The sequence below is a fragment of the Dyella sp. SG562 genome (assembly GCF_011759495.1).
GTDB lineage: Bacteria > Pseudomonadota > Gammaproteobacteria > Xanthomonadales > Rhodanobacteraceae > Dyella_D > Dyella_D marensis.
Genome location: NZ_JAAOYS010000003.1, coordinates 212577 through 227875 on the forward strand (window position 1 = coordinate 212577; position 15299 = coordinate 227875).

Below are 15299 nucleotides of genomic sequence, written 5' to 3' on the forward strand. Positions count from 1 at the left end.
GCAGGATAGCCTGATTGGGGTGCCGAAGTGGTTCAGGGGAAGCCGAACGCCAGGCTCGAAAACGAGGTTTCGAAGTCCACGTCGTCGCTGGCGGGCAGCGGGCGGGTCCAGATGACGTTGAGCAGCCAGCTGCCGTGCGCCGGTACGGTGAAGACGGCGCGGCCGGCGGCGTCGGTGCGATGGGTTTCCACAGGGCTTTCGTCGTGTTCCAGACGGGTCAGCTTGACCAGGGCGCCGGGCAGCGGGTGGCCGAGATAGAGGACTTTGACGGGGAGTTCGTCGTGGTGGGGCAGCGCGTAGGGGTTGCGCTCGGGGACGATTTCCAAGGCCAGGCCGAGCGGGCGGGTGACGGCGTCGGAGCCACCCGCGCCCGGCGCGCCAACCTGCACCAAGGCCTTGGCATGGCGCCGATAGCGTTCGGCGCCGTCGCGGTCCATACGATGCGTTCGTTCGCGTTCGACCAGGGCCGGTGTCAGGCCCTCCGCCCGCAGGTAGTCGTTGAAACGGATGGCCGGCAAGGAAGTCATCGCGCCGTTGTCGGTTTCCAGCACCAGCAGATGCGTGCCGGGCACGGCCAGCGGCGCATCGGCATCCGCTTCGGCGGCGCCAAGATGCAAGCGGGGGCGCAGATCGCCGATGGCTCCATCCGGCGCCAGGTCTTCGAAGCGTGCAATGCGCCGCACAGGAATCGGCGAGCGCTGCCGATAGGGGCCGTGGCCCACTTGCAACGTCAACTGCACCGCACTTTGGGGCGCGAGCCAATACGGCGACGGTTGCAGCCAGAAGTCGTGCGCGCAAACCGGCCATGCGGCGAGCGCGAACAATGCAGTAGCGATCCAGCTGCGCATGCTCATTCGAGATGATCCGGCAGATAGCCCGGCGTCACGGGCAGATAGGGCAGGGCGGCGGCAAGCACGGCGATGGCGATCAGCCAGCTCGACACCACTTTGGCGGCGATCGGCACGCGCCAGTGCACCGCCAGCGCGGCGGGAACCAGCGCCAGCGTGCATAGCCAGGCGACAGGCAGGTGGAACCAGCGGCCTTCGAAAGCGATCATGGCGCCGCTCCACATTCCGGCATCGGCCGCCAGCAGCAGGGCGAGCCGCGCAGGAACCCCGTCACGCAGATGCACCATCGCGGCACAAGCTACCGTGCTGAGCCAACCGCATAGAAACACCGCATCAACGGCTGCTGCCGGCGGCTTCAACGCAAAACCCATGGTCGCCGCCATCGCCACCAACCCAAGGCATGCCAACCACACGCGCCGCGGCGCAAACGCCAAAGCCACGCCGAAGGCGGCGCACAGCAACATGGCCGCCGGCACGCCGCCCCTCATGACACGGCCTTCAGCAGAAAGCACAGGCCGGCGACGCCAATCGACGCACCCATGCCTCGCGCTACCAGTTTGCCAACCGGTTGCGCACACAGCAGGCCCAGCGCAATCCCCGCCACGTGCAGCAAGCCCGTCGCCAGCACGAAACCGCTGCTGTAGCCCACCGGGTCGGCGGCCGCCGGCAACTCGCGGCCATGCGCATAGCCATGGAACAACGCGAACAACGCCACCACCGCGACCGCCGCCCACGCCGGTGCACGCCATGCCAGCGCAATGCACAGGCCCAGCACCAGCACCGACAGCGCGATGCCGCTCTCCACCGACGGTAACGGCGCACCGAACATGCCAAGCATCGCCCCGCCCACCATCATGGCGGGGAACACCACCGGCAGCAGATGCACCAGCGGGCGGCCGAGAAACGCGCCCCACAAGCCGACCGAGACCATCGCCAGCAGATGATCCGCGCCGGACAGCGGATGGGCGAAGCCGGCGAGAAAGCCGCCGGCCAGGCCCGTGCCCGTATGCGCATACGCGGGGAGCGAGAGGACGCAGCCGCCGAGAAAAGCGCTACGCCCACGGATGGATGGCGTAGCCATCACTGATACGCCCCGGTGGCAGCGGCCTGCGCATCGGGCGCCGCGAGGAACGGAAAGACGCTGTCCGAATGCGCGCGCTCATCGCGCGTCAAGCCATCGCTGACGCTGTCCGGCGTGCCGTCGACCAGCATCGAACGCCATACGTTGGAGGCGCTGTAGTTCGGCGCGCGCCCGCCGCAGTCCTTCGCCAATTCGCGATTGCCGCCCAGCGCCGCGCGTTCCACCGCGAAGAACTGCGTGCAGGTGGCCGAAGCGCTGTTCACCCACAGGCGATCGTCGGCGAGCAGCGCGGCAAGCGCGTGGTAGCGGCGTGCCGGCGCGGCCTTGCCGTCGGCCAGCCACTGGTTGCCGCACTTGCCGTCGAAGCCGTCGTACAGCCCCAGATTGCTGGCGATCTCGTCGACGAACTTCGCGCCGTCCGCGGGCGTCGCCATGTTGTAGGTCTCCTTGAACGCGTCGCTGATCTCCTCCGGGGCGAGCGTGCCGAGCAGGGCATTGCCGGTGAGCGGGCGGCCGGCGCGATCGATCTGCCGCGTTGGCCCCTGGGTGGCGGCCCATACCGCAAGCAGCGGCCCTCCCTTGTTCACCGTGCCCAGGTCGATCGAGATGACGATGGCCGAGGTGGTCCAGCCGGCGAGCAGGTTCTTGGCCGGGCCGCCCTGGGTGTGGCGCCACTCGTCGGCCACCGCGCGCACGGTGGGCGCATCGAAGGCCGGGCAGCCCGCGGCGTCCACCTTGGCGCCGGCTTCGAGCGCGGCGTGCGCCTTGTCATAGGCGGCGCGCGTGCCCTTGACGTTGTTGAAGAAGGGATCGTCGCGCGGGCCGGCGAAGACGCGGAAGCTGCCGTGTTCGCTGACCAGTCCCTTGCTGTCGCCAGGGTTGCCCTGCGCCTTGTCGGCATCGCCCGCGGTGCAGGTGACATCGGTGCCCGAGCTGAAACGGCAGCGCAAGGCGGTGCTCGCCGTGCTGTGGCCGAAGCGCTTGCCGCTGTCGATATGGAAGACGTAGTCGAGCTTGTCCGAGAACGTATGCCCGACGATGTCCATCACCAGGTTCAGGTGCTTGCCATCGGGCGCGGTCCAGGCATAGAGGTCGCCGATATCGGCGCGCGGGTCGCCGATCACCGAGGGGGTGTCGAGATGGTCAGAGGCTTGGGCGGCATGGCCAAGGCCCAGGCTCAGGGCGAGGCAGGCCAGCGCCTGCAGCCGCGTTGCAGCTGTGCGATTCATGGGTTTCTACTCGTGTGGATGAGGCACGAGCAGTAGGCCCGAGGGGGCAAAACCGGGCTATCAAAATCTTTAGCAAGCCGCCGGCCGGCACCCTGGCGGGCCGGCGGTGTCAGGCGAATGAGGATCGAAGCTCAGACGCGCGTGTAGCGCATGATCCAGTTGGTTTCCCAGCTGCGGCCTTCATCCGGCGAGAAGGCCTGCTCCCATTGGCAGGTATCGGCGGTGATCGGCCTAAAGATGCCGCGCACCTTGACCGGCTTGCCCTCGAAGGTTTCGTCGGCGAGGAAGGTGCCGACGCCGCCCGCGAAGCGCCCGGAGCCGGCGGCTTCGATCGAGGTCGGCTTGCCGCCGTCCAGATACCAGTCGGCCCATAGCCCGCTGGCGGCGTCGTAGGCGCGGATGCCTAAGCCGTTGTAAGTCTGGCCGCCGCGGTGCGATTCGCTCTCGTTGACATTGACCAGCCCGCCGAGCAGGGCCTGGCAGCGGGAGCTGCCTTCGAACTCGTCCCAATCCCGGCTGCCGGCCAGGCGCTTGCGCAGGCGGCGGTGGTGCACGCGCCAGTTGCCGAGGAAGAAATCGAAGTCATGCGCGCCGGAAGCGGCTGCCGCCACGGGCGGGGCCATGCCCAGGCCGCCAAGGGCGACGAGCACGGCGGGCAGGGCGGGCAGGCTGGCCAGGGTCCATTGCAGGAGCTGGCGGCGGTGCGTGTCGATCTCGCGCATGCATCACCTCGGCTTGAGTTGGGGTGGCGCCACCATGCGTGGCCTGCGGCGGAGCGGAAATAGCCACTTGGCCAGCCTTCGCCGGACCACTTCGCCGAAGGCTATGATCCTCGTCCCGTCTCACGCCCCCTTCGCCATGACTTCCGCCCTACTCGTGATCGATATGCAGCAAGGCCTGTGCAGCGGCGAATGGGCCGCGCACGATATCGACCGCGTGCTGCAGCGGGTGAACGGGCTGATCGATCGCGCCCGGGCGGCCGGCGTGCCGGTGGTGCTGATCCAGCACGAAGAGGGCGAAGGCGACCTGGTGCACGACACCTCCGGTTGGCAACTGGTCGACGGCCTGCAAGCGCGGCCTGGCGACCCGCGCGTGCGCAAGCTGACGCCGGATTCGTTCTACGAAACCGAATTGGGCCAGCTGCTGCAGCAGCGCGGCATCGATCATCTGGCCATCTGCGGGCTGCAGAGCGATTTCTGCATCGACACCACGGTGCGGCATGCGCTGGCGCTGGGATATCACGTGACTTTGGCGGGCGATGCGCACTCGACGGTGAACAACGAGGTGCTGCCGGCGGAACGGATCACGGCGCATCACAACTGGGTGCTGGCGAGACTGCAGACGTATGGCACGCGGATGGAGGTCGTGCCCGCGGAGGCCGTGCCGTTTGCGTAGGACCAGTCTGATTTTTCCTTACGCGTTCTACCCGTCGTTTTCACGCTGCTGAACCTTCCCTCAGTAAGTTGTTGCGCCGCGGAATGACGCGGCGCTGACGCTCGCTCATTCTCCGCGGCGAATCCGGGCACGCGCCATCCGAAGAGCGGGCATCTCGCGATGACTTGCTCCATTGGCGCGTATGCCTGCCGGTGCCATGGGGGGCACCCAATAAAAGAGGGAGGAATGGAGTCATGAGTCAGGGCCTCGCGCCGCGTTCGCGGCTGGTCATTGCACGCAAGCCGCTCGCTGCGGCATGTATCGCCGCTTTGCTGGCATCGGGTATTGCCAGTGCACAGGACGCGCAGACAACCGCCAAGCCGGCGGACACCACGCAGCCACAGCAGGCACCCGCCAGCCAGGCCCAGGATGCCAACAAGAAGCCGGCCCCGGGGCAGGTCAGCAACCTGCAGGAAGTGGTGGTCACCGGCATTCGCGGCAGCATCGAGAGTTCGATCCGCGCGAAGCAGAATTCGGACAGCATCATCGAGGCGATCTCGGCCGAGGACATCGGCAAGCTGCCGGATGCGAGCATCGCGGAAAGCCTGGCGCGTTTGTCGGGCCTGGCGACGCAGCGTGTGGACGGCCGCGCGAACATGATTTCGATCCGCGGCCTTTCGCCGGATTTCGCCGGTACCACGCTCAACGGGCGCGAGCAGGCCACCATCGGCGAGAATCGCGGCGTCGAATATGACCAATATCCCTCTGAGCTGATCAGCGGCGCCGCGGTCTACAAGACGCCGGATGCCAGCCTGGTCGGGCAGGGGCTGTCCGGTACGGTGGATCTGCATACGATCAAGCCGCTGGACCTGCCCAAGCGTGCCATCGCCATCAATCTGCGCGGCGAGCACAACACCAACGGCAACCTCAATCCCGGCTCCGGCGTGGGCGATATGGGGCATCGCGCGAGCGTGTCGTATATCGACCAGTTCTTCGATCACACGCTGGGCGTGGCGGTTGGCTTTGCGCAGCTGGATTCGCCGATTCAGGAGAAGCAGTATCAGGCGTGGTGGTGGAGTGTGGACAACGGGCCGGATGGCATCGAGCCTGGATTCAACAACACGCACACGCCGGGATTGCCCAATAGTGTGCTGTCGCAGGAAGGCATGCAGTTGCGTGCGCAATCGGAGAATCAGTTGCGCAACGGCTTGATGACGGTGCTGGAGTGGGCTCCGGGCGAGCACTACCACACTACACTCGATCTCTATTACTCGACATTCAACGAGCGCACTTACAAGAACGGTGCGCAATGGTCGAACAGCCCCTACGAAAACTGGGGTCCGCCGGTCTATAGCAATGTTGGCATCACGCCCGGCGTGCCGTATCCGATTGTCACTTCCGGCGTCATGGGCAATGTAGTGCCGGTCCTGCAGAACGAATACGTCAAGGAAAAGGACAAGTTGTTCTCGACCGGCTGGAATCATCAATACGATTTCGGCAACGGCTGGGTACTCACCGGCGACCTGTCGTATTCGATGGCCAAGAAGCGCCTGCGCGACGCCTATCTCTTCAGCGGACTGGAGGGCGATCCCACCACGAGCATCGCCTTCCGCACGCCTACGGGCTACGACTATCCGGATTTCAGCCCTGGCGTGGATTTACGGGATCCCGCGCGCGTCGTATTCACCGATCCGTATAGGTACGGCTACAACGGACGCGAAGAGTTCGACAAGCAGAAAGACACGATCAAGGCAGCGCGTTTTCAAGTATCGCATCCAGTCGGTTGGATATTCAGCACGGTTGATGTCGGCGCGGCTTACTCGGAGCGTAAGAAGACCAAGCAGGCCGATGTGTATTTCGCCTATCTCAATGGCAACGGCGATGATGCGGCGCATGGTCCCTACGACAAGAACTTCAGCGCACCCGTCGGCTCCGCTTTCCTGCGCGGTCCGACTTCGCTCGGTTACGGCGGTATTCCCGGAGTGCTGAATTACAACGTACTGGATGCGTTGGGTAGCCAGTTCTATCTTGTGCCGAGTAATGGACTTGCGGACTGGAACCGCAACTACTCGATCACGGAAAAGGTGCCGGTTGCCTATGCCAAGTTCAATATCGATACGCATCTGGGCGATGTGCCGCTGCGCGGCAACATGGGCGTCCAATTCGTCCGCACGGACCAGTCTTCAACAGCGCTGCAGACCAATGGCAATGACCTGGTCGGCAGGCTTTCCGGCGGCGCGAAGTACAACAAGTTTCTGCCTAGCCTGAATCTGGTTGCCCAGATTGCAGACGGACAGTACTTACGCTTCGGTCTGGCCAAGACAATGGCGCGCGGGCGCATCGACGACGAGAAGGTAGCCTCGTCAGCCAGCGTGTCGCATGTGGATACGGGGCCGCAGGCTGGACAGAACCTGTGGTCGGGCAGTGGCGGCAACCCGCAGTTGCGGCCGTATATCGCTGTGGGTACTGACTTGTCGTGGGAGAAATATTTCGGCAAGTCCAGCTACGTTGCTGTCGCGGTCTTCAACAAGAACCTGCTCAATTACATCTACAACAAGACGGTAGCCATCAATTTCCCGCAATCGGGATACCAGAACGACACTCCCACTCTGACGCCGACGAGCGATTTTGGTCTGTTCACGCGTCCCGAAAACGGCACTGGCGGCCGCATGCAAGGCTTGGAGCTGTCCGGGGCCTTCGAAGGCGGCCTGATCTCGAACGCCCTCGACGGCTTCGGCATGCAGGCGAACTTCTCGCTGACCAACAGCTCGATCCCCGTGAGTTCGGTATCCGCTGTGCCGGGCGGCCCGAAGACCCTGCCGGGCCTTTCGCGCAAGGTTGCCAACCTGGCGCTCTACTACGAGAAATACGGCTGGTCGGTGCGCATCGCCGAGCGCTATCGCTCGTCGTTCACCGGCGAGAGTTCGCCGAAGTTCGATCAGCTCAGCTACGTCACCGTGCTGGCGGACAAACAGACCGACTTGCAGGTCGGTTACGAGTTCGACCAGACCAGCCGCTGGGGCGGCCTGTCGCTGCTGCTGCAGGTGAACAACCTCACCAACTCGCCGGAGAAGACCATGCAGGTGGCCGGCTTGCCCAACGGCATGGAGCTGGGACGCCCGCTGGACTACAACACCTGGGGCCGCACGGTGATGTTTGGCCTGAACTACAAGCTCTAAGCCACCAGCTATTTCGACACAAGAAACGCCCGGCATCCGCCGGGCGTTTTCTTTTCAGTACATCAGTCGTACTGCAACCGTGGATACCAATCCTTCCCGCGCCCCTCCGGCGTCATATCCAGCAAAGTCCAGATCGGCATCGGATCCGGCGCGCCGCGCGGGTCCTGGCCCGGGTCGGCGGTGGCCATGCTCATTTCCTCGCTCCAGAAATGCCGGATCGTGCCGTCGCGCCGCGTGAATACGTTGAGCGAAGGCATGTCGCTGCCATCCGGCGCGATGCCGCGGAAGTCGCGGGTGTAGTCGCCATTGAGGTCGGTATACAGCGGCAGGTCGCGCCAGCCGCGCTCCTGCTTGAAGGCGAGCAGGCGCCCGATCGGCGCGCCGGCTATCACGGCCAGCGCCACGCGCTGCTGGATATCGCGCGCCTCGCCATCCCACGCGCCGAGCAGCGAGGTGCACATGGGGCAGGGCCGTTCGCGTTTTGCGCCGAACATGTAGCTGTAGACCAGCAGGGTCTGCTTGTCGCCGAACAGGTCGGCGAAGTCGGCGGGGCCGCGCTCGCCTTCGAAGCGGTAGTTGCCGTCGATGGTGGGGCCGGGCGGCAGCGCGCGGCGCTGCGCGGCCACGCGTTCGATATGCCGGCGCAGCTCGATCTCTTCGGCCAATAGCGCCGTGCGCGCCTTGCGGTATTCCGCGCTTTCGCCGGGAATGGCGACGCCGGAACGCGCGGCCAGTTCGGTGGCGGGAACCAGGGGAGTTGCACTCATCTTGTCGTCCTCCTGCGGGTGGGGATGTCAGTCGCGGTCCGGCGCGCCAAGCGGGAACAGCGGGCGATAGGGGCGCGCTTCGTCCACCGCGCGCGCAAACGAGGGGCGCGCGAGCAGCCGCTTGCGGTAGGCGATGACGTTGGCGAAGGCCGGGTCGATCGGATGGGTCCAGTCGGCATAGAACAGGAACGGCCCCGCGCCGCAGTCGGCCAGCGTGAAGCGCTCGCCCGCGGCCCAGGTGCGGCCTGCCATGGTGCGGTCGAGCCAGCCGTAAGCGGCGTCGAGCATCTCGCGTGCCTGCGCCACGCCATGCGTGTCCTGCGTGCCTTGCGGGCGGATCGCGTCGAACACCACTTTCTGCTGCGGCGTGGAAATGTAGTTGTCGAAGAAGCGGTCCATCGCGCGCACTTCCAGCGCTTCGCGCGGGTCCTCCGGCAACAGGCGCACCGGGCCGGGATGGTGCAGGCCCAGGTATTCGATGATGGTGCTGGCCTCCGCCACCATGCGGCCGCCGTCGACGAGCACGGGGAAGCGCTTGACCGGCCACATCTCCAGCCACTGCCCAATCGCTTCCGGATGCTCGGGCGACAGCTCGCGCCATTCGAACGGCGTGCCGTTCTCGTACAGCGCGACCAATACCTTCTGGCTGTAGGAGGAAAACGGGTGGGCGTAGAGCTGCAGGGCCATGGGAACTCCGGTCGGTTCGAGGGGACATGAAGGCGACGAACGGGCCGTTGGCGAATCGACATCCTTTACTCGTCATTCCGGCGCGGGCCGGAATCCAGTAGCGATCACGTCAGGTCAAGTGAGGGCGCCCCACGCGATGCTCTTGGTTTCGCGCGACAACCGGGCGCTACCGCTACTGGATTCCGGCCTGCGCCGGAATGACGGCTTCACAGGTATATGCGAAGGAAGACTTTGCAGTTTTCCTTCGCAGCCATTACGATGCCGCCCCATGCCCACCCCAGCCCCCAGGCCCGACGCCACCCACGCTCTCGCCGTGGAAATGCGCATGGTGTTCGGCCAGCTCGCCCGGCGCCTGCGCAAGCAGGGCCGCACGGATCAGCTGACCTCCGCGCAGACCTCGGTGCTGATCCAGCTCGAACGCCATGGCGCGGCCACGGTCACCGCGCTGGCGCATGCCGAGGGCGTGCGGCCGCAGTCGATGGGCGCCACCGTCGCCTCGCTGGAAGCGCTGGACCTGGTGTCCGGCGCGCCGGATCCGGCCGACGGCAGGCAGACGCTGTGGACCCTCACGCCCGCCTGCCACGAGCTGGTACGCGCCAGCCGCGCGGCGCGCGAGGACTGGCTCGACCGCCTGCTGCGCGAGCAGCTCGACCAGGGCGAGCAGACGCAGCTTGCCGCCGTGATGCCGCTGCTGCGCCGCCTGCTCGATGCGTCGACGGAGCCGCGCGTAGCCTGACCGTTTCCTCCCCCGCGCGCCCGCGCGGCGCGTGTTCCCCGCACGTCACGGAGTTTCCCCATGAGCATCACCGCGATCGACGCGAACACCGCACTGATCCTGATCGACCTGCAGAAGGGCATCGTCGCCTATCCCACCGCGCATCCCGTCGACGCCGTGCTCAGGCACGCGCGCGAGCTGGCCGATGCATTCCGCCGGCACCGCTTGCCGGTGGTGCTGGTGAATGTCACCGGCGGCGCGCCGGGCCGCGTCGAGCAGCGCGCGGGCGGCGAGCGTCCGGCGGACTGGGCCGAGCTGGTGCCGGAGCTGGGTGTGCAGGCCAGCGATCACCGCGTGAGCAAGCAGACCTGGGGGGCGTTCGCCGGCACCGACCTGGGCAGCTACTTGCGCGGGCACGGCGTCACCCAGGTGGTGATCGGCGGCGTGTCCACCAGCATCGGCGTGGAATCCACCGCGCGCCAGGCCTTCGAAAGCGGCTTCAACGTAACGCTGGCGATCGACGCCATGACCGACACCCGCGCCGAAGCGCACGACAACAGCGTCGCGCGCATCTTCCCGCGCCTGGGCGAAACCGGCAGCACGCGCGAGATCGTCGAGCGCCTCGACGCGCGCGCATGAGCGCAGCCGCATCCGCACCCGCATCCGCACGAACGGGAGCGCGCCGGTGCTAGGCGCGTTCCGCTCGCTGCGCAGCTACAACTACCGCGTGTGGTCGGCCGGCGGCCTGGTTTCCAACGTTGGCACCTGGATGCAGCGCACCGCGCAGGACTGGCTGGTGCTGACCGAGCTGACCCACAAGAACGCCACCGCGGTAGGCATCGTGATGGCCTTGCAGTTCGGCCCGCAGTTGCTGCTGCTGCCCTTGACCGGCTATGCGGCCGACCATCTGGACCGCCGCAAGCTGCTGCTGGTCACGCAGGCGCTGATGGGCGCGCTGGCGCTGGGCCTGGGCCTGCTCACGCTGGCCGGATGGGTGCGGCTGTGGCACGTGTACGTGTTCGCCGGCCTGCTCGGCGCGGTGGCGGCGTTCGATGCGCCGGCGCGGCAGACCTTCGTGTCGGAACTGGCCGGCGAGGACGATCTCTCCAATGCGGTGGCGCTCAATTCCACCTCGTTCAATGCGGCGCGCATGATCGGCCCCGCGGTGGCCGGCGCGCTGCTGGCCTCGATGAGCGCGGGCTGGGTGTTCCTGCTCAATGCCTTGTCGTACGTGGCGGTGCTGGCTTCGCTGGGCCTGCTGCGCACGGCGGAACTGCATCCGCGGCTGCATGCGCAGCGCAGCCGCGGCGGCCTGCTGGAAGGCTTCCGCTATGTGTGGGGGCGGCACGATCTGCGCGCGGTGCTGCTGATGCTGTTCCTGATCGGCACCTTCGGCCTGAACTTTCCGATCTTTATCGCGGCGATGGTGGTGAAGGTGTTCCACGGCGAAGCGGACCAGTACGGTTTGCTCACTTCGCTGATGGCTGCGGGCTCCGTCGCCGGCGCCTTGTTCGCCGCGCAGCAGGCGCGGCCGCGGCTGGGTTATCTGATCGGCGCGGCGCTGTGCTTCGGCGTGGGCTGCGTGCTGGCTTCGGTGATGCCGACCTATCTGTGGTTCGGCGTGATGCTGATGCTGGTGGGCATGGCCGCGCAGACCTACACCACCTCGACCAACAGCCTGGTGCAGCTGTCGACCGCGCCAGCCATGCGCGGGCGGGTAATCGCCATTCAATTCGCCATCGCCCTGGGCGGCACGCCGATCGGCGCCCCGCTGGTGGGCTGGGTGGCCGACACGCTGGGGCCGCGCTGGTCGCTGGGGTTGGGCGCGTTGTCGGGGTTGGCGGCGGTCGCGGTCGGCCTGCGTTACCTGGTGCGCTATCGCCAGCTGCGCATGTTCGTCGAGGGCGGGCGCCTGCGCTTCAGCGTGTCGCTGGCCACCGAGGCCAGCCGCGCGGCGGCGGAAAAAGCCTAGTTCCCGAAAAAGCGCGGCCCCCAAAAAAAAGCCGCGTCCGCCGGGTGTGTCGGCGGACGCGGGAAACAGCGCCTACAGGGGTGGAGAGGCGCGAGCTACGAGGTTGGTCCGGCTTCCCGGCCGGGCGCGGGAGATATGCCGACCCGGGCGTGAGGCGGCCGTGAAAACGGCCGCCTCCGCGGTTCGCTTATTGCGGTGCGATATGCGTGCTGCACTCCACCGGGTCGGTGCAGGGCAGGTCGAAGGCGCGCAGGTTGTGCGAGCCGTCCGCCGCCGGAGCGGCGGTGAGCTGCACGGTGCCGTCGTTGTAGACCAGCTCGCCGCCGGCCGGCACGGCGCTGCCGGCCGGGGCCACGCTCAGGCTGGCGCCGCTGCCCATCGGCAGCACCAGGAACTGGCCGCCGGCGGTGGCGAAGGCGCCCATCACGCGGCCGTTGAGGTCGTTGACCTGGACGAAGCGCACGCCGTCGCGCTCGAACACGTACACGTGCCAGTGCGGACTGGCGCTGACGTCGGGTGCATTGGGCCAGGCCTGGCCCAACCCCGACGACTGCGAGCCAGGCGATTGCGGCGCAGCTTGGGCCGCCAGCGGCGCCAGGGCCAGCGCGAACAGGACGAGCAGCGCGCGCCGGAACAGCCGGCGCGCGAAGCGATGTGGATTGGCGTGATGTAGATCGGACTGGGTCATGGCCTTTCCCCTTTCATGGATGTGGTGGTTACGCACTGCACGAGCGCCCCAAGGCTAGCGCCGTCCGCTCGCAGATGCTGGGACGTCCGGGCAGGCTTTCAACGCAATGCCCGCTCTCTGGAGAGACTGCGTACCGTCACATCGTCTGCACGGCCCTGGCGCGACCTTACCGCCGCCGCGCCAGGGGGGCGCATCAGGGGGCAACACCAAGACATCTCCCAGCCCAGGTTCCTGGCGACGCAGGTCGCCGGCAAGCGATCGGCATGAGGCCGGTCCGGGGCCAGCCGCATTCCGGACAGACGCAGGCGCGGACGCAAGGTCCGCGCCCAGGGGGTTCATCTATCCAACAGGGAGCAGATGCAATGCGCATGAATCGATCAGGGGTATTGGCGGCGCTGGCCGCGCTCAGCTTCGTCGCTGGAGCGGCGAATGCGGGGACGTTTCCGGATTTCGGCTACCAGCCGCCGTCCAAGCTGTACAGCGGTCCGTTGTTCCAGCTGAGCCAGGATTATCCGAAGCAGATGCCGAATTCGACGCCGCCGGCGTTCTTCAGCCTGCTGCCGAAGCAGTTCAGCAACAACTTCGAGACCTGGCGGCCGTACGTGGACGCGGTGAAGAAATACTGCCTGGAAGGCAACGTGGAAACCGACTGGGTGGTGCAGAAGAACCCGGTGCGCAAGTGGTACCACGCGCCGTGGCAGCACTACGGCCCGGACGGCCGCGAAGGCGTCCATGGCCTGACCAAGGAAGCGCAGATCCAGCCGCAGCAGCTGGCCGCGAGCCAGAAGACCTCGGGCCAGACCTACGCGGTGGGCATCTACAACGACCTCGGCGCCTACACCTTCGGCCAGGTCTGGAAGGATCCGCAGAATCCCGATCCGCGCTACACGTCCAAGCCCAACAGCTTCCCCAATGGCACCGTGGTGTGCAAAGCGCTGTTCGCCGACGTGGTGCTGTCGGAAGTGCCGTTCCTGCAGAATCCGGTGCAGTGGGATGCGTACATCACCGACGCGTTCAAGTCCTCCAACCGCGTGATGCGCAAGGTCGCGCTGATCCAGATGGACTTCGCCGTGCGCGATACGCGCGTGCCGGGTACGGGCTGGCTGTTCGGCACCTTCCAGTACAACGGCGCCGTCACCGGCAAGCCCGGCTGGGACAACCTGGTGCCGGTGGGCATCATGTGGGGCAACGATCCGCAGGACAACGGCAACACCTACAGCAACCCGCAGCCGACGCAGACCAGGATCAACCCCAACCTGCGCGAGACCGCGATCAACGCCAACACCAAGGAGCTGCCGCCGACCCACCTGGGCTGGAATGGCCGCCTCAACGGTCCGGTGGACAATCCGGTCAGTGCCTGCATGAGCTGCCACATGACGGCCGAAGCGCCGGCGGTGTCGCCGATGAATCCGACCTTCCAGTCCAATCCGCCACCGGTGGGTTCGAAGGAATGGATGCGCTGGTTCCAGAACGAGCCGGCCGGCTGGCCGTTCGATCCGGGCAAGGCGCTGAGCACCGACTACAGCCTGCAGCTGGCCGGTGGCCTGCAGAACTTCTATGACTGGAAGTGCAACCAGGGCGGCGTGTTCGTCAGCGGCGGCAATGCCTGCACCAACCGTCCGGGGCCGCGCCTGCAGCTCAATGCGGTGCCGCAGCCGACCAAGATCTTCAAGGTGACCCGCGATCCGGGTCTGGACGAAGTCCACTGATGAAGCCTTGATATCGTCCCGGCGCAGGTTGGGGTGAGCCTGTGGCGAACCCCAACCTGCGCCGGTTTCAGTTCTCGACGAAATCCTTCAGCCGCAGCAGCGCCGCATCCCACTGCGCCGCGATCGCATCCAGCGAACGCCGCGCTTCGTCCAGGCGCGACGGCTCCAGTTCCCAGCGCCGCTCGCGCCCCAGCTTCGCATCGCGCACCAGCCCTGCATCCGCCAGCACCTGCAGGTGCTTGGTGACGGCTTGCCGGCTGATCTCGGTGCCTACGGTGAGCTGGGCGATCGACATGGCGCCGCCGGCGCAGAGCAGGGCGACCAGGCGCAGGCGGGTGGCGTCGCCGAGCGCGGCGAAAATGGGCGCGGCACGCTGCAGCGCGGGTGCGGCGATCGGTTTACTGCGTGTCGACATAGCGGCGGATGTTGTGCATCTGTTCTTCCCAGCCCCCGCTGTTCATGCGGTAGGCCTCGTGGCGGCGCGCGACCGGGATCTGGTCGAAGCCCGATTCGACCACGCGCAGCAAGGTGCCGCCAGCGTGGTCTTCCAGCATGAACTCGACCAGCGTGGTGGGTTCGTCCGCGTAGTCGTGCTCGCGGTCGACGGCATAGGGGTGCCAGCGGAAGGAGAAATAGCGCTCCGGCTCGATGCGCTCGATCAGCGCTTCCAGCACGAGGTCTTCGTAGCCGGGATAGGTGAGGTTGCCGCGCGTGTACTCGCCGGCGACGAAGCGCTGGCCCTGGAGTTTCACGCCGAACCAGGCGCCGAAGGATTCGGCGTCGGCGAGCGCCTGCCATACGCGCGAGCGCGGGGCCTTGAGCTGGACCTGGCGTTCGATGCGGTCGGTCGAGGGGATATTCATGCGGTCCTCCGGTGCGGGTTGGGAAGATCAAATGCAACTTTATGGTTGCATGTTAGGGATCCCGGTCGCGAAATGCAACCTATCGGTTGCCTGTCGTCGAGGCCGCTTTTTGCCCGCTCCCAGTCATGTTCCGCCGCGGCCATGGTGCTAACGTGTCGCGCCGTCGTAACCGCTGCACGAATCCCCG

16 protein-coding genes are annotated in these 15299 nt (G+C 66.6%); 6 read left to right on the forward strand and 10 right to left on the reverse strand.

Annotated elements, in window-relative coordinates; translation table 11 throughout:
• Positions 1-32 precede the first annotated feature (32 nt).
• From FHW84_RS07910 to FHW84_RS07930, 5 genes are all read right to left on the reverse strand, one after another.
• Positions 33-854 carry a DUF4198 domain-containing protein gene (locus FHW84_RS07910; RefSeq protein ID WP_208399699.1) on the reverse strand — a complete coding sequence of 274 codons (822 nt, stop codon included), beginning with the start codon at positions 852-854 and terminating at the stop codon, positions 33-35.
• Entirely contained in the window at positions 851-1231 is a 381-nt protein-coding gene (locus tag FHW84_RS07915; RefSeq protein WP_167254170.1) for a hypothetical protein, read from the reverse strand. The genes FHW84_RS07910 and FHW84_RS07915 overlap by 4 nt, the downstream gene beginning before the upstream one ends.
• A 101-nt stretch (positions 1232-1332) precedes the next feature.
• A complete protein-coding gene (locus FHW84_RS07920) occupies positions 1333-1929 on the reverse strand; it encodes a HupE/UreJ family protein (RefSeq protein WP_167254171.1) in 597 nt (198 codons plus the stop codon).
• Complete coding sequence (locus tag FHW84_RS07925; protein WP_167254172.1) at positions 1929-3158, reverse strand: DUF4331 family protein; 1230 nt, start codon at positions 3156-3158, stop codon at positions 1929-1931. Before FHW84_RS07925 ends, FHW84_RS07920 begins: the two co-directional genes overlap by 1 nt.
• A 131-nt stretch (positions 3159-3289) precedes the next feature.
• On the reverse strand, positions 3290-3880 hold the full coding sequence (locus tag FHW84_RS07930) for a DUF1579 domain-containing protein (RefSeq protein WP_167254173.1): 591 nt from the start codon (positions 3878-3880) through the stop codon (positions 3290-3292).
• A 136-nt stretch (positions 3881-4016) separates the two neighbouring features.
• On the opposite strand from FHW84_RS07930, the gene FHW84_RS07935 reads away from it, so the two are divergent.
• Together FHW84_RS07935 and FHW84_RS07940 are read left to right on the forward strand one after the other, a co-directional pair.
• Entirely contained in the window at positions 4017-4553 is a 537-nt protein-coding gene (locus tag FHW84_RS07935; protein ID WP_167254174.1) for a cysteine hydrolase family protein, read from the forward strand.
• Between the two features lie 233 nt (positions 4554-4786).
• A complete protein-coding gene (locus FHW84_RS07940; RefSeq protein WP_167254175.1) occupies positions 4787-7711 on the forward strand; it encodes a TonB-dependent receptor in 2925 nt (974 codons plus the stop codon).
• Positions 7712-7773: 62 nt separating this feature from the next.
• On the opposite strand, the gene FHW84_RS07945 is transcribed toward FHW84_RS07940, so the two are convergent.
• A complete protein-coding gene (locus tag FHW84_RS07945) occupies positions 7774-8478 on the reverse strand; it encodes a DUF899 family protein (RefSeq protein WP_167254176.1) in 705 nt (234 codons plus the stop codon).
• A gap of 27 nt (positions 8479-8505) precedes the next feature.
• Positions 8506-9165, reverse strand: a complete 660-nt coding sequence (locus FHW84_RS07950; protein WP_167254178.1) for a glutathione S-transferase family protein — start codon at positions 9163-9165, stop codon at positions 8506-8508.
• Positions 9166-9433: 268 nt separating this feature from the next.
• On the opposite strand from FHW84_RS07950, the gene FHW84_RS07955 reads away from it, so the two are divergent.
• Genes FHW84_RS07955 through FHW84_RS07965 form a run of 3 tightly spaced genes read left to right on the forward strand, consistent with a single transcriptional unit; the run spans position 9434 to position 11852 of the window.
• On the forward strand, positions 9434-9901 hold the full coding sequence (locus FHW84_RS07955; protein WP_167254180.1) for a MarR family transcriptional regulator: 468 nt from the start codon (positions 9434-9436) through the stop codon (positions 9899-9901).
• Positions 9902-9961: 60 nt separating this feature from the next.
• A complete protein-coding gene (locus FHW84_RS07960; RefSeq protein WP_167254182.1) occupies positions 9962-10519 on the forward strand; it encodes an isochorismatase family protein in 558 nt (185 codons plus the stop codon).
• Positions 10520-10565: 46 nt separating this feature from the next.
• Positions 10566-11852 carry an MFS transporter gene (locus FHW84_RS07965; protein ID WP_167254184.1) on the forward strand — a complete coding sequence of 429 codons (1287 nt, stop codon included), beginning with the start codon at positions 10566-10568 and terminating at the stop codon, positions 11850-11852.
• Between the two features lie 187 nt (positions 11853-12039).
• Here FHW84_RS07965 and FHW84_RS07970 read toward each other — a convergent pair whose 3' ends face one another.
• Complete coding sequence (locus FHW84_RS07970; RefSeq protein ID WP_243867991.1) at positions 12040-12540, reverse strand: hypothetical protein; 501 nt, start codon at positions 12538-12540, stop codon at positions 12040-12042.
• Positions 12541-12908: 368 nt separating this feature from the next.
• Between FHW84_RS07970 and FHW84_RS07975 the strand changes: the two genes are divergently transcribed.
• Complete coding sequence (locus FHW84_RS07975) at positions 12909-14249, forward strand: hypothetical protein (RefSeq protein WP_167254186.1); 1341 nt, start codon at positions 12909-12911, stop codon at positions 14247-14249.
• 67 nt (positions 14250-14316) lie between these two features.
• Here the strand turns inward: FHW84_RS07975 and FHW84_RS07980 are convergent, their stop codons facing one another.
• Both FHW84_RS07980 and FHW84_RS07985 read right to left on the reverse strand, forming a co-directional pair.
• Positions 14317-14664, reverse strand: a complete 348-nt coding sequence (locus tag FHW84_RS07980) for a metalloregulator ArsR/SmtB family transcription factor (protein ID WP_167254188.1) — start codon at positions 14662-14664, stop codon at positions 14317-14319.
• Positions 14648-15112, reverse strand: a complete 465-nt coding sequence (locus FHW84_RS07985; RefSeq protein WP_167254190.1) for an SRPBCC family protein — start codon at positions 15110-15112, stop codon at positions 14648-14650. Before FHW84_RS07985 ends, FHW84_RS07980 begins: the two co-directional genes overlap by 17 nt.
• Positions 15113-15299 lie beyond the last annotated feature (187 nt).